Raw genomic sequence first — 20,779 nt, forward strand, 5'->3', positions numbered from 1 at the left:
GAGAAGGGGAGCGCGGGGTCCGGGTGGTTGCAAATATCCGGGCTGCTATCGAACCGGTCGATCTATCGAAGCGCGGATCGTCGGCAGTCGTCTGGGTGACGGAGCCTTCCTGGCACTCGGCTGACCCCCGCCGACCGTGACCCGCGTGACCCCGTCATTTGAAAGTGGGACGTGACTGTGCGCGGCCATAGTCTTCAGCCGGGTTTTACTCCCCTGATCCAATCGACGCTGTAGGCGAACGAAGTCATCATCATAGAAGCCAGCGAAGGACCAGCTAGGGACTGGCGCAGGGAAGCTCGAGCCCGAAGCGTAGCTGGGCGCAGCACCCGCAGGACACGCGCTACAACGATTAAGGACAGGACTGACCTGATGGACGAGAGACTTCAATTGCTGGAGTCGATGGTGCGCATTCGCGCCTTCGAGAACATGCTTTCCAAGCTCTTCAAGCGCGGCAAGCTTCCTGGGTTTGTCCACCTGTACTCGGGGCAGGAAGCGGTAGCGGTGGGAGCATGCTCAGTTCTTGGCCCCAAGGATCGGATCACGAGCACGCACCGTGGCCACGGCCACATCCTGGCCAAGGGTGCCGAACCCAGTCGGATGATGGCTGAGATCTTCGGCCGGGTCGACGGGTACTGCCGTGGACGCGGCGGATCCATGCACATCTTCGATTTCGAGCTGGGCATCCTCGGCGCCAACGGAATCGTCGCGGGAGGCATCCCCCTGGCAACGGGGGCGGCACTCGCTGACGTGACCTTCGACCGTCCTCACGTGACGGTGGCATTCTTCGGAGACGGAGCCACCGGGCAGGGGGTTCTGTTCGAGTCGATGAACCTGAGCGCACTGTGGAACCTGCCCATCATCTACATGTGCGAGAACAACGGCTACGCCGAGTGGATGCCCACGGACACGATCAGCGCCACTGACATCGCCGACCGGGCCGCCAGCTTCGGCATGCCCAGCGTCACGGTCGATGGCAACGACGTGATCGCTGTCCGCGAAGCCGCCTCGGCGGCCGTCGATCGTGCACGCGCTGGTGGAGGCCCGTCCTTCATCCAAGCCAAGACGTATCGGCACCACGGACACAACCAGGGAGAGGAAGCCTTCGCCGGCGACTACCGCCCCGCCGAGGAGATGGAGAGCTGGATGCAGCGCGATCCCATCCCTCTGTACACGGCTCGTCTGATCGAGGAGGGCCTCATCGACGCCGAGGCGGTTGCCGCGATGGAGTCCACGGCTCTCGCCGAGATGAAAGCCGCAGTCAAGTTCGCTGAGAACAGCGAGTTCCCTGACCCCTCCAGTGCCCTCGACAATCTCTACGCAGAGGTGAAGTGAAATGGAAATGTTCGTCACAGACGCGATGCGTAGTGCCATCGAGCTCGCCATGAAGGAAGACCCCGCTGTCATCGTCCTGGGAGAAGATGTCGAGCGCGGAGCATTCGGAGTCGAGAAGGGGCTGTACGAGTCGTTCGGGCCGAGAAGGGTCCGCAACACTCCGATCTCCGAAGCCACAGTTCTCGGTACGTCGGTCGGAGCCGCGGCCTGCGGAGCCAAGCCCGTCTTCGACCTGATGTTCTCCAGCTTCTTCTACGTCGCCTTCGATCAAGTCGCGAATCAGGCTGCACGGTTGCGGTTCATGTCGGGTGGGCAGGTCCAGGTTCCGATGGTCATGATCGCGGTGACGGGCCCGGGCGGATCCGCCGCTGCCCAGCACTCCGAGAATCCTCACGCCATGCTGATGCAGGCAGCTGGCATCAAGGTGGTCATGCCGAGCACTGCCGCAGATGCTGCGGGGCTGCTCCTCACCTCGATCCAAGACCCCAATCCGGTGGCGTTCCTCATCGACGTCTCGTTGATGGGGAACAGGGGTGAAGTAGCTGATCCGCTGGTGCCCATCCCCTTCGGGAAGGCCACGACGCGCCGGTCGGGGGAAGAAGTCACCGTCGTCGCATTCGCGTCGGCCGTGGACCAAGCGCTCGCCGCCGCCGAGGAGCTCGAGGGACAGGTGTCGGTCGAGGTCATCGATCCTCGCACCTTGGTCCCGTTCGACTGGGACGCGGTCTACGCCTCGGTCGAGAAGACCGGCCGCCTCGTTGTCGTCGAGCCCGGTCGTCAGACCTGCGGCGCCGCTGCGGAGGTAGTGACGAAGGTCGTCGAGAACTGCTTCGCGAGCCTGCGGACCGCCCCGAGCCGGGTGACGTGGCCCGATGTCCCGGTCCCGTACAGCCCGCCGCTCGAGAACGAGGTCCTGACCTCCGCAGCGAAGGTGCGCGACGCCGTCCTGAAGGTGGCGGGGAAGTAATGGACATCGAGTTGCCGAAGTGGGGCGTCTCCATGCAGGAGGGCCTGATCGCAGAGTGGCTGGTGGAGGTGGGTGCGGTCGTCTCCGAGGACGACCCCATCCTCGTGGTGGAGACCGACAAGGCCAACGCCGAGATCGAAGCGCCGGTCGACGGCGTCATCACAGCCCTCCTCGTCAGCGAAGGGGACCGGGTGCCGGTCGGCACCGTCGTGGCGACTATCGAGGAGGCCACCAGCTAGCGGCTGAGTCACGGCCGACCACCTCGATCGTCGCATCCAAGCGATGAGCAGCCCTCACAGAAGGAGAAGCATCATGAGTCACCCACGGTACGCTCGCAGGCAGTTGGGAATCCTTGCCGTCACGCTAGCCCTCTTCTTGAGCGGCTGCGCGAACGGCGGGACGAACACGTCGGACGCCGGCAAGGTCGTCGACGTTGGCGCTCTCGACAGCATCTTCGAAGGAACCTTCGAGAACCCACCATCGTCGGCCCCGGCACACGATTCCGACAAGTCGATCTATCTCATCTCGTGTGGGCAGTCGATCCCCTTCTGTGTCACGTCCATCACCGGTGCTCGGGACGCTGCTCGATCCCTGGGGTGGAAGACGACGCTGATCGACAGCAAGGGCGACTTCAACAATGCCGGGCAAGCGATCCGCCAAGCCATCGCTGCGAAGGCCGACGGCATCTTCGTCTACGCATTGGACTGTGAGTACTTCAAGCAGCCGCTGCAGGAGGCGAAGAACGCAGGTATCCCGGTCGTCACCGCCGAAGCGCGGGACTGCAACCAGAACATCCGATTCAAGGACAATGGTGGACCTCAGCTCTTCACGTCTGTCGTGAGCTATGTCGAGGGCTCGCTCCTGGACTGGTTCAAGTCGTACGGTACTGCGCAGGCGAAGCTCGCCCTCGCGAAATCTGGCGACAACACTCACTCGATGAGCTTCTTCATCAACGAGCTCGGCGCTTCGGTGGTCATCTCCGATGCCTACCAGAAGTACCTGGAAGACAAGTGCGCGAAGTGCGACGACCATGTCGTCAACTACACGCTGGCTCAAGCGTCAGAGGGCTATCAGGAGAAGGCCCAGCAGGCGTTGTTGCAGCGCCCGGAGACGAACCTCATCCGAGTCGATGCCGATGGCACGCTGACGGGCGGAGTCCTGACGGCGGCCAAGATCAGCGCGCCGAAGGCCAAGATCATCTCCGGCGAGGGCCAGGAGTCCCTGTTGGATGTCTTCCGCAAGGGCAACACCGAGATCGTCGGGGGCGTCGGTACCGCCACCACCTGGGAGGGCTGGGCCGCGATCGACTCACTCCTGAGGATCTTCGCCGGTGAGCCTCCTGTCTCCAGTGGTATCGGGATCCAGGTGTGGGACGCCGACCACAACACCCCGAGGTCCGGCGGGTACGAGCCGCCGGTCGACTACCGGGGCCTCTACAAGAAGGCATGGGGTGTGAAGTGAGCGACGCCCGGCTGTTATCAGGTGACGAGGGCATTGACGAGGATGTCGCGGGGGAAACGTCCGCCGCCAGGCGCGCCGGGACCGGCCGTTCCGGACGCAAGATCTCTCACTGGTTCGAGGCCTATGCTCTCGTAGCCTTCACGATCGTCTTCATCGGTCTGTTCGGTGTCCTGCCGCAAACGCGCGAGGTCTTCCTGAGCCCTGGAAACGTGCAGGTGACCCTCACGGCGCAGGCTGTCGTCGTGGTGGTGTGCATGGCGGCGCTCATCCCGCTGGTGTGCGAGGAGTTCGACCTCTCGGTCGGGGCCAACGCCGGCATGACGTCGATATTCTTCGGCTCCTCGCTGGCCGCGGGATGGTCGCCGGTGGCGGCGCTCGCCTTGGCGGTCCTGCTGGGCGGCCTCGTCGGACTGGTGAACGGCTTCTTGATCACGGTGGTTCGGGTGAACTCATTCGTGACGACTCTGGCGACAGCCGCGATTCTTGCCGGAGTCGTGCAGTGGAAGTCGGGAGGGTCGAGCATCGTCGCGGGAATTCCGGACAGTGTGATTGCCCTCGGGACAGGCAAGACTCTGTCAGTGCCGAACGCGGTACTTGTCGCAGTGGGCGTTGCTGCGGCGGCGTATTACCTGCTGCGACAGACCCCGTTCGGGCGGTACCTGTATGCCATCGGGGCCAACCGGAAGGCAGCGGAGCTCGTTGGCCTGCCGGTCGATCGGATCGTCCTGTCGACGTTCGTACTGTCTGGGCTCCTGTGTGGCCTCGCCGGCGCTCTCCAGGTGGCCGTGTCGGGGACGGCCAACCCTCGCGTGGGTGAGAGCTTCACTTTGCCCGCTCTGGCAGCGGCGTTCCTCAGTGTCGCGGCGATCAAGCCTGGCCGCTACAACGTCTGGGGTGCTGTCGTGGCGATCGTGTTCTTGGCGGTTCTCAACAGTGGGCTCAACCTGGCCGGTGCCAGCAACTACGTCTACAACTTCGCGAACGGCATCGCGCTCATCGCCGGCGTCGGCCTGTCGGTCTTCCTCGGGCGTCGACGAGTGACCTCATGAGCGCAGAGATTGTGGCGAACCTGGAGCCCAGTCTCCGTATCGCGGGCCTGAGCAAGGCCTTCGGGGGTACACAGGCGCTCGATGACGTTTCCTTCGATGTCCAGCCCATGTCGATCCACGCCTTGCTCGGCGGCAACGGGTGCGGAAAGTCGACCCTCATCAAGGTGCTGGCCGGCGTCGTCAAGGCAGACGCCGGTTCGGTATCGGTGTCGGGCGCTTCATTCGATGTGAGTGAGCTCTCGCCACGAAAGGCCGCAGAATCCAACATCACCTTCGTGCATCAGCAGGACTCGACGTTCTCGACACTCTCAGTTGCCGAGAATCTGGCGATCGGGCGCGGTTTCGAGACGAGTCGACTGGGGGCGATCAGCTATCGATCCCTCCGTGCGCGGGCCCTGACGGTGCTCGAACGCTTCGGCCTCGACTGCGACCCCGATCAGCCGATGTCGTCACTCAGCCCGGCCGCGAAGATGGTCGTTGCCATTGCACGAGCACTTCAAGATCAGGACAGCGCTGACTCCGGGATCCTCGTCCTGGATGAACCGACGGCCGCTCTTCCCAAGACAGAAGTCACGCTCCTGCTCGATTCGCTCGAACGATTCGCCGCAGGCGGCCAGTCGATCTTGCTCGTCACGCATCGCCTGGACGAGGTGGAGGCAGTTGCGGACCGAGTCACGATCCTGCGGGACGGGCGAGTCACGGCGACGCTGGACGAATTCGACCAGAACTCTCTGGCAACGCTGATCGCCGGTCGCGCGATGGAGTCCACGATGGCAGCTCGACCCGTGCGCGCGGTTAAGGTCCCCCGACTCGAAGTACGGGAGCTCGAGGTGGGGCCCATCAAGGGTGTGAGCTTCACCGCGAATGAAGGCGAGGTTCTGGGGATTGCCGGGACCTTGGGCTCAGGGCGCTCGACCTTGCTCACGTCGCTCTTCGGGCTCGGCCGGGTCGAGTCCGGGTCGATCGAGCTCGGAGGGACGCCGCTCCGTCTCCGGCGTCCGAGCGATGCCGTGAAGGCTGGCATCGCGCTGATTCCTGAGGATCGACGCGCCGAGGCAGCCTTCGACAGCCTGAGTGTCAGCGAGAATCTGTTTGCCGGGCACCTGAGGGGGTTCTGGCGCCGGGGGAGATTCGACGCGAGCGACGAGCGTCGAACCGCTCGCGGTCTCATGTCGTCATATCTCGTCAAGGCGTCGTCCGAGAAGGCCATCTTCGGCACGCTCTCGGGCGGAAATCAGCAGAAGGTCGTGCTCGCGAGATGGCTTCGGCGCGCCCCCGGCGTCCTGCTCCTCGACGAGCCCACGCAGGGCGTCGACATCGGCGCCCGCCACGAGATTTGGAGCCTGATTCGAGACTCTCTCGATTCTACGGCGGTGGTCGTCGTGTCGTCCGACTTCGCGGAGTTGGCGACTGTTTGTGACCGCGTCGTCGTACTGCGCGACGGCGTGATCATCGCGAGCTGCGATGGCGACGAACTGACTGAGGCGCGGCTCAACGAACTGGCTCATTCGGGCGTGCTGAAGGTCGAAAACCCCGTCGCGTGACGGTGGCCACCTGGCCGAACTACATGACAACAGTCCTAGGAGTGAAGATGAAGGTATTTATTTTTGGTGTCAGCGGAGCCATCGGTGGCATGCTTGCTGACCGATTGGTTTCGAATGGCACCACGGTTTCTGGGCTCGTGCGACGTGTCGAGCAGCGTGATCGTCTGAGCGAGAGAGGCGTAGACGCGATCGTCGGCGAGCTCGAGACGATGACATCCGATGAGCTGGCTGAGGCGATCGCTGGTGCGGACGCCATCGTGTACACCGCGGGTTCCAACGGCCAGCCCATGTCTGTCACCGAAGCCATCGACGGCGAGGGCGTGGTCAAGACCATCGAGGCTGCCACGATCGCCGATGTCAGTCGATTCATCCTCGTGTCTGTCCTGCCGGAGTCGTGGCGAGAGCGGGATCTGGGCGAAGAGCTCGAGCACTACTTCATGATCAAGAAGCAGGCGGACGTGGCCGTGGTGCGCAGCTCGCTCGACTGGGTCATCCTGCGACCGTCGCTGCTGCTCGATGATCCGGCCAAGGGCACCGTCTCGATGGGGCCCGCCGAGATCCACAACGACATCACCCGTGAAGACGTCGCTCTGACGCTGGTCGAGCTCCTGGCCGAGCCTCGCATCAGCCGGCAGATCCTTGAGCTGGACAACGGTGAGACGCCCATCCGCGATGCGGTCCAGGCGAACCTTAGGTCTGAGGTCCCGGTGTGATCCGGCGGCACGAAGATCGCTCGCAGCAGTGGTCGCTCGTTCGCGGGACGTCAGTGCTCGACGACGGAGCACGTAGGCGATCTCTCGTGCCCGATGCGCGCCGCATGATGGTGAACCTCGTGGTCGAGAGGTCCCGTCCGCCTGATCGGGCTCCACGTGCCCGTGTGGTCGTGAAGCCGCGAAGGCCAGAATTGCTGTGAATCCCTGTTCCACGGGACCTGCCGGCCACGACGACACCGTCCGTGTGTCGTCGTGGCGCAGACGGCGGGGCAGGGTCCTATCCATCGCTCGAGATGAGGAGAACGTATGAGGGTCTTCGTCATCGGGATCAGCGGGGCCACCGGCGGCTTGCTCGCCGAGAAGTTACTACGACGCGGAGATTCAGTCGCAGGCCTGGTTCGCAGGCCAGCGCTTCAGTCGAGCTTGGCAGCGATGGGCGTCGCTTCGACCGTCGGCGACCTCGAGACGATGGAGGCTCGTGAGTTCGCCAAGGCGGTGAGCGGAGCCGACGCCATCGTCTACGCGGCTGGGTCTGATGGTGGCGCGCTCCGTGTGACGAAGAGTGTCGATGGAGACGGAGTCATCACCGCCATGGAGGGCGCCGCACTGGCCGGCGTCAAACGCTTCATCCTCATCTCGGTCTTCCCTGAGCAGGGGCGTGCGCTCAATCTGGGGGAGGAGTTCGAGTACTACTACCTGGTCAAGAAGACTGCGGAGGTCTCGGTGACGCGCAGCATCCTCGACTGGGTGATCGTGCGTCCGACGCTGCTCGTCGATGGCACGGGTCACGGTGCGGTGTCGGTGGGCGCTGCCGAGGTGCAGGGCCACGTCGCCCGTGAGGACCTCGCCGCGTTGCTGGTCGAGCTCCTGCACGAGTCGCGCGTCAGCCGCCAGATCCTCGAGCTCAGCTCCGGCGACACTGCCATTGCGGACGCGGTGCATCGCATCGGTCGCGACTGAAGGGATACGGCAGCATCACGGACCTCTGCGCACCGGTCGCGGGTGCGAGTCCGCATCCGGCAAGTGCTCTGGTCGCTACGGACGTCGGCGGCTGGCGGGTTCCTCGTCGACGACCGCGGCGAGGTCGGGGAGCTGGCGCATCCACGTAGCCGCATCAGTGCAGCCCGCCCGCAGACGGGGGAGGGGTCACCAGGCGGTGAGTCCGGAAGCGCGGAGCGAGCCGCCGCGGCGCCGCCGTGCGGTAGCTCGAGCTGTCACGCGTCCAGGTTCTGCCGTGTGCGTACGACGACCGTGTCGCCGGACACGAGCGGCACTCCACCGTCAGCGGTCAGCCGGAAGACCGCCTCGGCGACGGTCGCCGGCTCTGACGTGCCTTCAGGGAGGGAACCGGCCAAGGCACGAACCGTGTCGGTGGCGATGTAGCCGGGAGCGATACCGATGACTCTCAGGCCGCGCTGGGCCAGCTCGTCAGCGATGCCGGTGGTCAAGTTGATCACGGCCGCTTTGGAGGCGCTGTACAGCAGTGACTTGGGCTCTGGAACGATCCCGTCGACCGACGCGACGTTGAGCAGGACACCACCGCTCGCGGCCGCATCGGCGAAGCTCGCTGCGACGAGCCACGTACCCCAGACGTTGATGTCGAACAAGCGCCGGTAGGTCTCTGACGTGAAGTCAGCGATGGTGGACCGGGGATACACCCCAGCCGCGTTGACGCAGATCGAGACGGGCCCGTGCTCATGACTGATCTGTTCGAAGGCGCGGGCCACGTCATCCTGGTCGGTGATGTCCGTCGCGATGGTCTGGAACGGTGCTGCCTCGGGCACGTGGATGTCGAGGCCGACGACGGTCGCGCCGGTTTCGAGAAAGCGGCGTGCAACCGCATGGCCGAGGCCCTGCGTACTACCAGTGACAACGACGAGCTGCGCCATGACGAAACACCTTCCGGTCCAACCGCTGCAGTGAGCGCGGTGACGGTCGGTGAAGTCACGCCGTCGGCTTCATCAAACATCGTGCGGATAACTGCCGTCGACTAGCGCTCCCTAGGGCTTCTGGGCTGCACGCTGTGCCGGGTGATAAGGGTGGTGTAGCGACCCCGGCGCTTGTGGGCGACCAGGGGCGTTGCGAGCCGCCCGTGCGGCGCAGCTGATCGCGACCGGGCGACCGGGCGATGTCCCCGGGGCGAGGCTCCGTGCCGTGAGGTGGGGGACCGAGGGACGCACGGTCGGCGACAGGTGTCGGGATCGCCAGTGGGAACGCCGGAGTTCATCCATCGCTATGATGTCCACCACGCACTGCATGAGGAGATTCTGTACTCTTATGACGAGCGAATTGTTCACGGGCATAACGGTGCGGGAGCTGACCGCGATGCCCCAGCTGCGTATACGTCTCCTGGCAGGCCACGGCGGAGTCGATCGGCCCGTCTCGTGGGCGCACGTCGTCGACCACCCTGCCCCGTGGGACTGGCTGGAACCTGCGGACCTCGTCCTCACGACGGGTGCCATCATCCCCGACAGCGCTGCCGCTCAGGTCGACTTCGCCGAGAGGATGGTTGCCGCGGGGCTCAGCGGTCTGGTGGTCGGTGACGACTACACCCAATTCACGGACGAGTTCCTCGCCGCGGCGGAGCGACTGAACCTGCCAGTGCTGTCGGTGCATCCGCAGACGTCATGGGTGGAGCTGTCCCGTCTCGTCATTCGCGCGAACGATGGTCCGGAGGGGCGCACGGTCAGCACGATCATGCGCATACACGATGCAGTTCGGTCTGGGCTCCAGAGCGCCAGGTCGAGCGCGCAGTTCCTCGAGGCACTGGGCGACGTCGTGGGTTGTCGACTGTGGTTATTCGAGAGCGACTTCTGGGCACCAGTCTTCTCCGACACCACGGCCCCTGATGTCGTGTGGCGCGACGAGCTCTCACAGCACTTGCTCGATCGGCACGGCGCGGCCTCTCGATTCGCCTCGTTGAAGGCAGGCGCGCGCAAGAGCCTGGCTGTCCCAGTTCCGGTCGAACGGCCGATCTACCTGCTCGCTGAGCACTGGCGCGGCGAGGCCCCGAGGTTGACCTTGCTCGAGCACGCAGCGGCCGCCTGCGCAATGGAGCTCGCCCTCGTCGACGCCCGCTTCGTCGAGGAGTGGCGAATGGGTTGGTCCCTGTTGTCCCAGGCACTCCAGAGCGAACTGGATCCCGCTGCTCTCGGAATCGCGCTGAAGCGGCGCGGAATCGAACCGCCGTACATGTGCATCGCCATCGAGACGTCCAGTCAATCTGCGGACAGGATCTCCCGGTACTGGCGAGTGAGGAACATTCCCCATCTGGTGACTCGAATGACCTCGGTGATGGTGCTGCTCCATGCGGACGACGGACGACGAGACGATCTGGAGACGTTGAGCGCGATGACGACGCTGCGCGCCGGCATCAGTGATCCGTTCGTACGGTTGAGCGCGCTGCTCGACGCCAGTCGTCAGGCTCGGTGGGCTCTCGAGACCGTCGCGCTGGACGAGTCGGGCGTCTCGACCTATTCGGCCGCGGGACCGACGCTGCTTCCCCGCACACTCCTCGAGTCGGAGCACATCGTGGATCTTGTCCTCGGTCCGCTGCTGCGTTACGACGAGGAGTCCGGAAGCAACATGGTCCACACGCTCTCGACGTATCTGGAGTGCGACCGCTCGCCCAAGCGAACCGCCGAGGAGCTGTTCGTTCACACCCAGACGGTTCATTACCGGCTCCAGAGGATCCAGCAGCTGACGGGGCGATCATTGAGCAGGACCCCTGACATCAGCGCCTTCTGGCTGGCTGTGCAGACCCTGAACGTGTTGCAGACAGGTGACCAGAAGACCGCAGAACCGGGATGATCGCGGGAAGGGTCGACCATCGGCTTGCCTGACGTTGATCTCGGCACGGCGCGGCTGTACCGCGACACAAGGGCCGTGTCGCATGTTGTACACGGCCGCACTCCTCACCGATGAGACGTGTGAGGAGTATGGAGTCACCGTCCCGCGTCGAGCGCGGGGCGGGCACAGGGCTGAGGAGGTCTGGATGACGGACAATCTGTCGGTTTCGGTCGTGGGGGTCGGCCCCATCGGGTCCGCCGTCGCGCGGAGCCTACTTCGAGCGGGCTATCGCGTGACGGTCTGGAACAGGACACGCGCCAGGACAGCTGAGCTCGAGGCTCTCGGCGCGACGGCAGCGTCTTCGGCCGTCGAGGCCGTCGAGGCCAGCGATCTCGTGATCGTGACGTTGTCCAGCATGGAGGTGAGCTCTGCAGTTCTGGGTGACAGCCGAACGTCCGAGGCGTTGCGCGGGCGCACGCTCGCTCAACTCACGTCGGCGAGCGTGAAGGACAGCCTCGCTGAGGCGGAGTGGGCGCAGAAGCAGGGGATCGAGTACCTGAAGGGATACACGCTGAGCTATCCCCGCGGCATCGGCACTGATTTCGGCTTGATCTTCTGCGCCGGACCGAGCGAGGTCATGGAGCGACACCGCGAAGCGCTCGATGTCGTCGGGGCCGTGCAGTACGTCGGAGAAGACGTCAGCCACCCCAGCATCTACGCCACCTGCGCGATCTGGATGTACTACTCCTCCCTCTACGGTCTGTTGTTCGCGACCGCGTACGCAGAGGCTCAAGGCATCGAGATGTCGCGCGTCACGTCCTCCGGTGATGGTGCGTTGGCACGCTTCATCGACGAGGCGGTGCGGGACGAGAGCGCACGGATCCAGCATCGCGACTACTCCGGAGACGAGGCCCCGATCTCCACCCACATGGCGTCGTACGACCATGTTCTCGATCTGCCCTTCATGGCGAAGGCAGGATTGGATGCAGGTTTCGCACCTCTGCTGAAGGACCTGATGCAGCAAGCGATCGCTGCCGGAGACGGCGACAAGGACATCGCTGCCCTTTTCGAGCACCTGCGGCGCTGAGCGTCGACGTCTCATTGAGGCAGAAGGCCCTGGACGAGCGTGAGACCCATGGGTCGAACGCTCGTCCAGGGCCTTCGTGGCGCTCGCTACGGTGCGACGCTGGGCGACCACGACCTGCAACCGGCTGGACGTTCGCCACGGTCATGGGCTCAGAGCTCCGGGGCGAGCGTGTTCATGCCTCGCGGAGCCGAACCGGCACGCCGCGCAGCTCGGCTACTGATGAGCAGCCAAGAAGGGCCATCGTAGTGCTCAGCTCATTGCGGAGGAGCTCTGCGACCCGGCGAACTCCGAGGGGGCCACCAGCCATCAACCCGTACAGGTACGCGCGCCCGATCGCCACGGCGTCGGCACCCTCTGCCAGGCAGGCTGCGAGGTCGGAGCCGGACAGCACGCCGCCGTCCACGAACACCTGGACCTTCGGGTCGAGGATCTCGCGGACCTGAGGTAGGAGCTCGAAGGGCAGCGGAGCGCGGTCGAGCTGACGACCGCCGTGCGTGGACAGGTGGACTGCGTCAGCACCGGCCGCTGCCACGATGCGTGCGTCGTCGACCGATTGAACGCCCTTGACGACCATCGGTCCGGACCACTGAGCTCGCAGCCACTCCACGTCGGCGACAGTGATGGTGGGATCGAACACGCGTGCCATGCGTTGCGCGGGTTGTTCGGACTTCGCTTCGATCATCGCGAACTCGACGGGCGGCGTCGTCAACTTGTCGACCCACCACGCGGGATGACCTGCGATGTCCATGACGGAACGCCACGTCAGACGCGGTGGTACGACCAACCCATTGCGCACGTCGCGGTTACGCCGTCCTGGTACGGGCGTGTCGACAGCAAGTATGAGCGTGTCGAACCCGCAGGCACGTGCGCGAGCAAGTGCGTCCAGCGTCTGTGCTCGATCGGCCATCAGGTAGAGCTGGAACCACCGACGTGCTCGGGGCGCGGCGGAGGCGAGGTCCTCGACCGACGTAGTCCCGAGTGTCGAGAGGCAGTACGGAATGCCCAGTTCGGCGGCGATCGCGGCAACACCGCTCTCGCCGCTGGCGTGCATCAGCCGAGTCGCCCCGGTGGGCGCGAAGAAGAAGGGCAACGCGCTGGGCTTGCCGAGCAGCTCGACGTCGAGGTTCACCTGGCTGACGTCCCGGAGAGCCCGGGGCGAGAACTCGAGCCGCGCGAAAGTATCGCGAGCCCTGGTCAGGCTTGCCTCGGTGTCGGCGGCGCCGTCGACGAAGTCGAACACCATCCGAGGAACGCGCCGCCGGGCCAGTGCGCGAACGTCCCACACGTCGCCGCACCTGGCCAGAGCTGCTTCCCTCGAGGGCAGTCGGATCGACAAGTCGAGAAGCGGTGCGATCTCCCGCCACTTCGGCCTCTGCCTACGCACGCGGAACGGGTGGTTCCTGCTTGCTCTGTTCACAGCAGGAGATCCGAGGCCACGTTCGTGCACTGTTCGCGGCCGAACTGCTGGATGTAGAAGTCGCCGAACGCGAGCTTTCCCGTCGTGCCACTTGCCTTCCAGCCACCGAATGTCTGGTTTCCCGGCCAGAATCCGGTGGTGGCGCCGACAGGACTGTTCACATTCACGCCGCCGGCCTCGATGCTCTCGACGAAGACCCGTGCCTCCTCGACGTCGCGCGTGTAGATACCGGCTGTCAAGCCGTATGGAACGACGTTGGCCTCGGCCAGGGCGTCCTCGAAGCTCGGCGCCACGGTCACGGTGACCAGCGGGACGAACAGCTCTTCTCGGGTCAGGGGGTGGCCCAGCGGTAGGTCGGCCACGATCGTCAGATCGACGTAGTAGCCCTCGTCCACGGGTCGGGTCGCGCCACCGGTCACGACCCTGCCGTCGGCTTGTGCGACCTTGACCGACTCGGCGAAGCGCTCGACACTGGCACGCTCCACGACTGGGCCGGCGAACGTCTTACTGTCGGCCGGGTCTCCGACCACCAGCGCAGCCGTCAGGTCGCCGAGTCGCGTCACCAGGTCGTCGTAGACGCCGGGGGTCGCGATGACGCGGGACAATGCGCTGCAACGCTGGCCAGAAAGGCCGAATGCGGACGTAGCGATGCTACGCGCGGCCAGATCGACGTCCGCGCTGTCGGTGACGACGGCGACGTTCTTCCCACCCAGCTCGGCGATGACGGGGCGCCGGTACGGACCTGACGTCATCACCTCGTGGATGGAGCGGCCTGCTTCGACCGACCCGGTGAATGCGACGCCGTCGATGTCTTCGCCGACCAGTGCCTTGCCAGGCTCGTCCGCGCCGTGGACGAGGTTGATGACGCCGGCTGGAAGTCCGGCTTCATGCAGCAGGTCGACGAAAGCCTGTGCCGACCTCGGACCGAGATGCGAAGGCTTCATGACAACCGTGTTGCCGGCCAGAAGTGCCGCGATCGCCGGCCCCGCTCCCTGAACCATCGGATAGTTGAAGGGTGCGATCACCGCAAACACCCCGAAGGGGCGGATCTGACTGCGGGACACGAGGTCGTCCCGATTCTGGGTGAGGATCGTCTCAAAGGCACCGGATCGTTCAGCGATCGAGCAGTAGCGCTCGATGAGAGTGCTCAGCTCGTCAACCTCGACGAACGCCTCGAGCCTCGACTTGGCCACCTCGAGCGAGATGATCGCCGCTATGTCCACGCGGCGTTCCGGAGTGAGCAGCGTGTCGACTCGTCGGAGGACCGATGCGCGCTCGTAGGGCGACTTTCGAGCCCAGGCCCTGCTGGCGCGGCGGGCCGCGGACACGGCACGGGACACCACGTCCGCAGGTGCGTCGTGGCAGACGCTCACGTACCTGGACGGGTTGGTCGGGTCCTCGCGATGCAGCTCGGGACCCTCGAACGAGGTCGATCCGTCGATGATGTGCGGGGCATCGACCGGGCCTGCGAGGCGCATCGCGCTGAGCCGCGCCTCGAACGCCTCGCTCCGCTCGGTCTCCGTGGCTACGTTCTGCAGCATGTTGGTCCACCAATCTTGTTGTCGGGCTCGCTGCAATCATCGAGCGCCGGTTCTCCTCGCTCAATGAGCGACGACCCCAAAGGTGCAGGCGACGCTTGTCCCGTGTGACAAATCTGAAGCGTCGACAACAGGCGAGTCATCGGCCGTGGCTCACGCATCGTGCCGGAGTACGTCCGTCGGCCCGACCGTGGCGACATCCATCCCCGACGATCGCGGACGATGTGCGGGCGGAGCAGGTCAGTTGAGCGGGTCGCTCGGATCCGGACGCGAGAACGGCATCGTCACGCGATGCGCACATGTCGTGGCCGGCAGCTCCGCGCTGACAGCGGTCAGCACTGATGCCTGCGTGCGATGGCTCACGCCGGCCCCGTCGCGATCGCGTTCCGTCCACGCCGTGTCACAGACCGACGCCACACGACGAGCGGCAGTCGACGCGGTGAGCCTCCTGCTGCCGTCGACGGGCTGAGATCGACGTGGGTGGCGTCTCGCGCAGCGACTTCCCGGAACGGGTGCCTGCCGAGGGGCTGGGTGCGGGCCTCGGCGCGCTATGACACCGCTCCGACCGAGTCTGCCTCAGGCGTCGTCCGCCCCAGCAAGAAGCTGAGCGACGCGGGCGGCGTTCTGGCGACCGCTCCTGATGGCTCCGTCGATCCATCCGTTGAACGGGATGGCGATGTCAGCGCCCGCGAAGTAGATCCGTCCCTCCGCGCGGCGGATCTCGGAGAAGTGCTGCGTCAGTGCGCCCGGCTTCCAGCTGATGACACCGCCCTTCGCATACGGATCGGACCACCAGTCGTGGGACTGGATGCGCGCCACCTTGCAACCGGGCATGTAGGCCTGGAGTGCTTCCTCGATGTCGTGGGAGTCGCGGACGCTCAGGTCGGGATCATGACTGAACGTCGCCATGATCTGGCCCTCGTCCACCACATGCTCGGTCTGCACCGTGTTGATTCCTCCACCAACGGCCGGACTCCCCATCGCGGCGAACAGTTCCGGCGCGTCTTCGACCAGTGCCCACACCTTGACGGTCGGCGAGGCGTGTCGGTCCTTGCTGGCCGTGCGCTTCACATCGCTGAGAGTCGGCTCGAACTCAACGTCGTTCCAGCAGTTCAGCGGCATCGCCACAATCGCAAAGCGAGCGTCGATCGCGGCGCCGTCTGTAATGATGATGTGAACCCCGTCGTCGGACTGGGTGACACTCTTGACGGGACTCGACAAGCGGATCTCCGCCGATGAATCAGCTGCCATTGCCTCGATCAGTGTGCCCGTGCTCTTGTAGCGCGTCGTCAGGATCGTGGAGTACTCGTACACGCTTCCATCCATCTCCGCGAACTCGACGATGACGTTCAGCGCACTTCCCTCATCCGGGCGCCGTCCCGTCAGGAGCGAGAACCAAGCGTCGAGATAATCTTGCATGGCAGTTGTCAGGTTCAGTGGCGCCAGAAACTCATGCCATGTCACATCCAGATCAGCGATGGGCTGGAGGTCGTAGGGAACGTCGGAATCGATTCGCTTGGCGGAATTGATGAAGAGATTCCAGGCTCGTTCGAGTCCGATGATGCTCTCGGGGTCCGTCGGGATCGGAGCATCGAAGCGCTTGGTGCGGGTCAGCGCCACCACGGTCTTCTGCTCCGGGCTCTCATCGGTCGGTACGCCGTACCGCTCGATCTCCGTGCGCGCCATCGTGTTGTACTTCGGGGTCAACCATTGTCCGCCGTACTCGATCGTTGCGGAGGTGCCTTCGAACTTCTGCGCCCAGGTGCGACCACCCAGACGGTCTCGCGCTTCCAAGAGGATGACCGTATGGCCTAGATCCGTGAGGTCGCGGGCGGCCGCGACCCCAGCGAAACCTCCGCCAATGACAGCAACGTCGAACATGTGATCGCTCATGATTCTTACACTCCATCGCATTGGACTGACCGTCTGCTGCTTTCTGTCTCGACATCGATGTGCGAGCAGGGGCAGGTGGCGGCAGGGTCGAACTACACGGAGACACAGTAGGTCCGCTGCACCCTCGAGCCGCAATGACTCGTCGTTCAGACCGTGCGAGAGCGTTCATACTGCGGTACAAGGGCGATGTCGTGAGGACAGCCCGTGCGGGGACAGCGCACCGACGTGGCGTGCTGTTCGAGGTGATCACTTCTACGCAGCCGTCGCGGTTCGATGCGACACAGTCGTCGCCGTGTGATGTCCAGGGCTCGCCCTCGCAGCGCCATGGCAACGTCCACGAGGACGCACGGCTGCATCAGGCGGGACTGTTGGCCGCTGACAGTCTGCGAGCCCGGCCAGGTGCCGGTCAGCCGGACTATTGCACCGGCTACACAGGATGACTGGTCTTGGCCCGAGCCACAATTGTGATCCCCTGATCGCGCTCACAGACTGTGTCGAACCGGCGACTGCTGGCGTGGGTCGCCAGACTCTGACTCTGGTGGCTGGCTGAACATGGCGAAAGGGAACAGCGTGAGTAGGACAGGCACCAGGCGAGTTGTCATTGTGGGGGCTGGGGTCATGGGCCTCAGCGCCGCTGTCGAGATCGCTCAAGCCGCTGGCCATGAAGTGACCGTCCTTGAGCGTGGCTACCCGGGCGACGGGTCGACCAGCCGCTCCGCCGGAACCTACACGCGCCAGTATCTCGACGTGCGCGACATCGAACTGCGTGCGAGGAGCGTCGAGAAGTTGTTCGACCTCGAGCGCGAAGGAGCTATCAACCTGCGGCGCATCGGCTACGTCAGACTCGGGCGAGCGCCTGCAGACCGGCACCCCTTCGAGCGCGCCGTCGACATTCAGCGAGAGCTCGGCGTCGTGGACCCAGGCCGGGTGATCGAGCCGGATGAGTTGTCGCGTTTGGTCCCTGACCTGCGCGTGGAGGACGTGGACAGCGCCCTCTACTGCGCGGCCGAGGGGTATACGGACGGTGCGGAGCTGTGCCAAGCGCTGGCACTCAAGGCCAAGAGCCGGGGGGCCAAAATCTTGACTCGCCACGGTTTGGCTGGTGCTCGCCGGGGCTCGACGTCACGGTTCGTCCTGACGACCACGGGAGGTCTCGAGATTGAAGCCGACACGGTCGTCAACTGCGCCGGCGCTTGGGCCGAGCAAGTCGGGAAGCTGCTCGACGCGCCGGTGCCGACCGTGTCCGAGCGACACGAGATGTACGTGTTCCAACTGCCTCCGAACGTCGGGTACACGATCCCGGCGATCATGGACTTCATCCCGGGCGGGAAGCCAGGACTGTTTGTCCGCCAGGAGGGCGCTGATCAACTACTTGCCGGGCTTCACACCACAACGGTTCAGGGCTCGGTGGTGACCGACCCGGATACGTGTCCGGAGAAGGCTAGTGACGACGGACTCGAGCCGGTCTTCGAAGCCTTGACCGAGCTTTTTGGCGACTTGAACATTGGTTATCGTTCGGGTTGGTCGGGCATGTACCCCTTCTCAGCCGACTACCGGCCGATCGCCGGCCCTCATCCCGATGAGCCGGAGGTTCTCGTGGGCGCCGGCCTGCAGGGCGCGGGTCTCTCGCTCGGGCCGGCCATGGGTGCGCTGCTCGCCGAGTGGATCACCTACGGCGAGCCGCGGTCGATCGCGGGTGCGACCGACATGGTTCCGCGGGTGGCGTGAAATTCGATGAACACTGACAACATGCTTGACGCCGCGGCAGAACTGCAGGACCGCTATGCGGGTGCGCCTGGCTTCGCCGCGCAGTATGTCGGGTCGAGGGGATTCAGCCTCTTTCCGGGCGGGTACGGGCGCTCCACCTTCGCCATGGGCCCGAGCACGCCGATGGCAGTTCGAGGCGTCGGCTATCACCTCTGGGACAGCGATGATCGTCGTCTTATCGACCTCAACAACAACTTCACGTCGCTGATTCACGGCAATGCGCATCCTGCCATCACCGAGGCTGCTGTGGAGGCGCTGCGTCGTGGGGCGAGCTTCGGATTGCCCAACGAGGCGGAGATGGCCCATGCTCGGGTGCTGCTCTCGCGCATTGACGCAGCCGATCAGGTCAGGTACACGAACTCCGGGACGGAAGCCGTCATGCTGGCTGTCAGAATCGCTCGTGCCGCCACAGGGCGGGCCAAGGTCGTCTTCCTCCGCAACGCCTACCACGGCCACTCAGACCTGGCGTTGAACCCGGGCGGACCGCGTTCGCAGCGCGGCGTACCTGAGGGTGTACGCGCTGACAGCTTGGAGGTGCCGATCAACGACGTAGCCTCACTCGCAGAGGTCTTCACGAGTCACGGCCAGCAGTTGGCTGCCGTCATCGTCGATCCGTGCCCCAACCGTGCCGGCCTCGTGCCGGTCGACTCCGCGTACATGAAGGCTGCTCAAGAGCTAGCCGCGTCACACGGAACGCTCTTCGTCTCCGACGAGGTGATCTCCCTGCGCCAGGCATTTGGGGGGGCTGCCGCGGCGGCCGGAATCACGCCAGATCTGATCGTCATGGGAAAGTTGATCGGCGGAGGCCTTCCTATTGGCGCTGTCGCGGGATCGGCGTCCGTCATGCAGGAGCTCGACCCGCTCTCCGCCACCGGGCTTGAACACGGCGGAACGTTCAGCGGCAATCCAGTGTCGATGGCTGCCGGTTTGCGGTCGCTCGATCTGTTCACAACTCAGGAGGTCGACCGTTTGAACACGTTAGGTGAGCGGCTTCGGCAGTCGCTGAGGCCGTCGGTAGAAGCCCGCGGGTGGCAAGTTCGCGGATCTGGGTCGCTCGTACGGGTGTACCCGATCGACGAGTCTGGTGCGTTCAAGAAGGAGGTCGCCGACCAGCTGTGGTGGCGGGCCTATGACCGAGGAGTTCTCCTCACCCAGAGTGGGATGGGGGCGCTCTCAACGCCGATGGATGACAACGTGATCGACGACGTCGCGACACGTCTGGTGGAAGCCATCGAGGCGACGTCCATGCGAGTAGGTGCCCTGTGAAGCTTGTGAACTACCTGGTCGACGACCAATGGCGAGCGGGCGTGCTCCTGGGAGACGCTGTGCACGACGCCGCCCGGCTGGTAGGCGGCGCAGTGCCAGGATCAGTGCCGAACGTCGACGGCTATCTGCGCAATCCAGAATTAGTTGAAGCGCTCTGCGCGGCGCTGCCCGGCGCCAGGGGCGACAGCGCCGTTGGCGGTCTTGTGGACGTCGTGCTTGGTCCGCCGATCGTGGCCCCGAGCAAGGTTATCTGCGTGGGGCTGAACTACAAGGAGCACGCCGACGAGGTCCTCAAAGAGGTGCCTTCGCTCCCAACGCTCTTCGCGAAGTTCGCCACGTCGCTGACCGGACCGCGGGCTCCTGTTGTCACGCCCTCGGTGGTCGATCCGCAGCTCGACTACGAAGGCGAGCTTGCCATCGTCATCGGGACCACGGCGCGTCGCGTCGATGCGGCCGAGGCGCTTGGCTACGTCTTCGGAGCGATGGTGCTGAACGACGTGACGTCGAGGCGGCTGCAACACGCCACAACTCAATGGACTTTGGGCAAGGCGATTGATGCCCTGACGCCGTGTGGTCCTGCGTTGGTCAGCCTGGATGAGATACCAGACCTTCAACGACTCGAGTTGACGACCACGGTGAACGGCAAGGTGGTTCAATCCGCCAACACGGCGTCGATGATCTGGAGCGTGGCCGAGCTGGTCTCGATCATCTCGCAGTCGATCACCCTCGAGCCAGGTGACATCATCGCCACCGGTACGCCCGCCGGCATCGGTTCGCGACGAAATCCTCCGCTCTATCTTCAGCCCGGTGACGTGGTCTCGGTCTCGATTGAGGGCCTCGGCACACTACGCAATGACGTCGTGTGATGCCAGTAGACCGCCGGTCTCCCGTGTCGCCGCATCAGGCAATCGCTGGTCGAGGACTCAGTTCTCAAGAGTGTGACCGCTGCCGGGCGT

The 20,779-nt window shown here is 64.8% G+C and carries 18 protein-coding genes; 13 read left to right on the forward strand and 5 right to left on the reverse strand.

Annotated elements, in window-relative coordinates:
• Nucleotides 1-369 precede the first annotated feature (369 nt).
• The 8 genes from AC1DVU_RS16045 (at nucleotide 370) to AC1DVU_RS16080 (ending at nucleotide 8,026) form a co-directional block, all read left to right on the forward strand.
• A complete protein-coding gene (locus AC1DVU_RS16045; protein ID WP_476923459.1) occupies nucleotides 370-1,332 on the forward strand; it encodes a thiamine pyrophosphate-dependent dehydrogenase E1 component subunit alpha in 963 nt (320 codons plus the stop codon).
• A 1-nt stretch (nucleotide 1,333) separates the two neighbouring features.
• Nucleotides 1,334-2,299 carry an alpha-ketoacid dehydrogenase subunit beta gene (locus tag AC1DVU_RS16050; protein ID WP_476923460.1) on the forward strand — a complete coding sequence of 322 codons (966 nt, stop codon included), beginning with the start codon at nucleotides 1,334-1,336 and terminating at the stop codon, nucleotides 2,297-2,299.
• Complete coding sequence (locus AC1DVU_RS16055; protein WP_476923461.1) at nucleotides 2,299-2,538, forward strand: biotin/lipoyl-containing protein; 240 nt, start codon at nucleotides 2,299-2,301, stop codon at nucleotides 2,536-2,538. The genes AC1DVU_RS16050 and AC1DVU_RS16055 overlap by 1 nt, the downstream gene beginning before the upstream one ends.
• Nucleotides 2,539-2,611: 73 nt before the next feature.
• Entirely contained in the window at nucleotides 2,612-3,760 is a 1,149-nt protein-coding gene (locus AC1DVU_RS16060) for a sugar ABC transporter substrate-binding protein (RefSeq protein WP_476923462.1), read from the forward strand.
• Entirely contained in the window at nucleotides 3,745-4,809 is a 1,065-nt protein-coding gene (locus AC1DVU_RS16065; RefSeq protein ID WP_476923463.1) for an ABC transporter permease, read from the forward strand. The genes AC1DVU_RS16060 and AC1DVU_RS16065 overlap by 16 nt, the downstream gene beginning before the upstream one ends.
• Nucleotides 4,806-6,353 carry a sugar ABC transporter ATP-binding protein gene (locus AC1DVU_RS16070; protein WP_476923464.1) on the forward strand — a complete coding sequence of 516 codons (1,548 nt, stop codon included), beginning with the start codon at nucleotides 4,806-4,808 and terminating at the stop codon, nucleotides 6,351-6,353. Before AC1DVU_RS16065 ends, AC1DVU_RS16070 begins: the two co-directional genes overlap by 4 nt.
• 47 nt (nucleotides 6,354-6,400) lie before the next feature.
• Nucleotides 6,401-7,066, forward strand: coding sequence for an NAD(P)H-binding protein (locus tag AC1DVU_RS16075; protein WP_476923465.1), 666 nt, complete (start codon nucleotides 6,401-6,403; stop codon nucleotides 7,064-7,066).
• Between the two features lie 306 nt (nucleotides 7,067-7,372).
• Entirely contained in the window at nucleotides 7,373-8,026 is a 654-nt protein-coding gene (locus AC1DVU_RS16080) for an NAD(P)H-binding protein (protein ID WP_476923466.1), read from the forward strand.
• Nucleotides 8,027-8,280: 254 nt separating this feature from the next.
• On the opposite strand, the gene AC1DVU_RS16085 is transcribed toward AC1DVU_RS16080, so the two are convergent.
• On the reverse strand, nucleotides 8,281-8,955 hold the full coding sequence (locus AC1DVU_RS16085; RefSeq protein WP_476923467.1) for an SDR family NAD(P)-dependent oxidoreductase: 675 nt from the start codon (nucleotides 8,953-8,955) through the stop codon (nucleotides 8,281-8,283).
• Between the two features lie 388 nt (nucleotides 8,956-9,343).
• Here AC1DVU_RS16085 and AC1DVU_RS16090 point away from each other — a divergent pair, with 388 nt between their 5' ends.
• Entirely contained in the window at nucleotides 9,344-10,876 is a 1,533-nt protein-coding gene (locus tag AC1DVU_RS16090) for a PucR family transcriptional regulator (protein ID WP_476923468.1), read from the forward strand.
• A gap of 184 nt (nucleotides 10,877-11,060) precedes the next feature.
• Nucleotides 11,061-11,942: an NAD(P)-dependent oxidoreductase gene (locus AC1DVU_RS16095; protein ID WP_476923469.1), complete on the forward strand. Its 882-nt coding sequence runs from the start codon at nucleotides 11,061-11,063 to the stop codon at nucleotides 11,940-11,942.
• Between the two features lie 172 nt (nucleotides 11,943-12,114).
• Here AC1DVU_RS16095 and AC1DVU_RS16100 read toward each other — a convergent pair whose 3' ends face one another.
• The 4 genes from AC1DVU_RS16100 to AC1DVU_RS16115 all read right to left on the reverse strand — a co-directional run bounded on the left by AC1DVU_RS16100 (nucleotide 12,115) and on the right by AC1DVU_RS16115 (nucleotide 16,790).
• Nucleotides 12,115-13,227, reverse strand: coding sequence for an alpha-hydroxy acid oxidase (locus AC1DVU_RS16100; RefSeq protein WP_476923470.1), 1,113 nt, complete (start codon nucleotides 13,225-13,227; stop codon nucleotides 12,115-12,117).
• Nucleotides 13,228-13,355: 128 nt separating this feature from the next.
• Entirely contained in the window at nucleotides 13,356-14,900 is a 1,545-nt protein-coding gene (locus AC1DVU_RS16105) for an aldehyde dehydrogenase family protein (protein WP_476923471.1), read from the reverse strand.
• Between the two features lie 237 nt (nucleotides 14,901-15,137).
• On the reverse strand, nucleotides 15,138-15,260 hold the full coding sequence (locus AC1DVU_RS16110; protein ID WP_476923472.1) for a hypothetical protein: 123 nt from the start codon (nucleotides 15,258-15,260) through the stop codon (nucleotides 15,138-15,140).
• Between the two features lie 213 nt (nucleotides 15,261-15,473).
• Nucleotides 15,474-16,790 (reverse strand): flavin monoamine oxidase family protein, encoded by a 1,317-nt coding sequence (locus AC1DVU_RS16115; RefSeq protein ID WP_476923473.1) that lies wholly within the window; start codon nucleotides 16,788-16,790, stop codon nucleotides 15,474-15,476.
• Between the two features lie 552 nt (nucleotides 16,791-17,342).
• Here AC1DVU_RS16115 and AC1DVU_RS16120 point away from each other — a divergent pair.
• The 3 genes from AC1DVU_RS16120 to AC1DVU_RS16130 are packed head-to-tail and all read left to right on the forward strand — an operon-like array spanning nucleotide 17,343 to nucleotide 20,689.
• A complete protein-coding gene (locus tag AC1DVU_RS16120) occupies nucleotides 17,343-18,518 on the forward strand; it encodes an NAD(P)/FAD-dependent oxidoreductase (RefSeq protein ID WP_476923474.1) in 1,176 nt (391 codons plus the stop codon).
• A gap of 21 nt (nucleotides 18,519-18,539) precedes the next feature.
• Nucleotides 18,540-19,823 (forward strand): aspartate aminotransferase family protein, encoded by a 1,284-nt coding sequence (locus AC1DVU_RS16125; protein ID WP_476923475.1) that lies wholly within the window; start codon nucleotides 18,540-18,542, stop codon nucleotides 19,821-19,823.
• Nucleotides 19,820-20,689, forward strand: coding sequence for a fumarylacetoacetate hydrolase family protein (locus tag AC1DVU_RS16130; RefSeq protein ID WP_476923476.1), 870 nt, complete (start codon nucleotides 19,820-19,822; stop codon nucleotides 20,687-20,689). The genes AC1DVU_RS16125 and AC1DVU_RS16130 overlap by 4 nt, the downstream gene beginning before the upstream one ends.
• Nucleotides 20,690-20,779: the final 90 nt, after the last annotated feature.

The sequence above is a fragment of the Aeromicrobium sp. P2_G6 genome (assembly GCF_056403535.1).

What these genes read in the sequence shown, in the direction of transcription:
- AC1DVU_RS16120 (WP_476923474.1), top strand. Translation starts at nt 17,343, where the DNA reads ATGGCGAAAGGGAACAGCGTGAGTAGGACAGGCACCAGGCGAGTTGTC.
- AC1DVU_RS16060 (WP_476923462.1), top strand. Translation starts at nt 2,612, where the DNA reads ATGAGTCACCCACGGTACGCTCGCAGGCAGTTGGGAATCCTTGCCGTC.
- AC1DVU_RS16095 (WP_476923469.1), top strand. Translation starts at nt 11,061, where the DNA reads ATGACGGACAATCTGTCGGTTTCGGTCGTGGGGGTCGGCCCCATCGGG.
- AC1DVU_RS16055 (WP_476923461.1), top strand. Translation starts at nt 2,299, where the DNA reads ATGGACATCGAGTTGCCGAAGTGGGGCGTCTCCATGCAGGAGGGCCTG.
- AC1DVU_RS16080 (WP_476923466.1), top strand. Translation starts at nt 7,373, where the DNA reads ATGAGGGTCTTCGTCATCGGGATCAGCGGGGCCACCGGCGGCTTGCTC.
- AC1DVU_RS16065 (WP_476923463.1), top strand. Translation starts at nt 3,745, where the DNA reads ATGGGGTGTGAAGTGAGCGACGCCCGGCTGTTATCAGGTGACGAGGGC.
- AC1DVU_RS16125 (WP_476923475.1), top strand. Translation starts at nt 18,540, where the DNA reads ATGCTTGACGCCGCGGCAGAACTGCAGGACCGCTATGCGGGTGCGCCT.
- AC1DVU_RS16115 (WP_476923473.1), bottom strand. Translation starts at nt 16,790, where the DNA reads ATGAGCGATCACATGTTCGACGTTGCTGTCATTGGCGGAGGTTTCGCT.
- AC1DVU_RS16070 (WP_476923464.1), top strand. Translation starts at nt 4,806, where the DNA reads ATGAGCGCAGAGATTGTGGCGAACCTGGAGCCCAGTCTCCGTATCGCG.
- AC1DVU_RS16050 (WP_476923460.1), top strand. Translation starts at nt 1,334, where the DNA reads ATGGAAATGTTCGTCACAGACGCGATGCGTAGTGCCATCGAGCTCGCC.
- AC1DVU_RS16085 (WP_476923467.1), bottom strand. Translation starts at nt 8,955, where the DNA reads ATGGCGCAGCTCGTCGTTGTCACTGGTAGTACGCAGGGCCTCGGCCAT.
- AC1DVU_RS16090 (WP_476923468.1), top strand. Translation starts at nt 9,344, where the DNA reads ATGACGAGCGAATTGTTCACGGGCATAACGGTGCGGGAGCTGACCGCG.
- AC1DVU_RS16045 (WP_476923459.1), top strand. Translation starts at nt 370, where the DNA reads ATGGACGAGAGACTTCAATTGCTGGAGTCGATGGTGCGCATTCGCGCC.
- AC1DVU_RS16105 (WP_476923471.1), bottom strand. Translation starts at nt 14,900, where the DNA reads ATGCTGCAGAACGTAGCCACGGAGACCGAGCGGAGCGAGGCGTTCGAG.
- AC1DVU_RS16075 (WP_476923465.1), top strand. Translation starts at nt 6,401, where the DNA reads ATGAAGGTATTTATTTTTGGTGTCAGCGGAGCCATCGGTGGCATGCTT.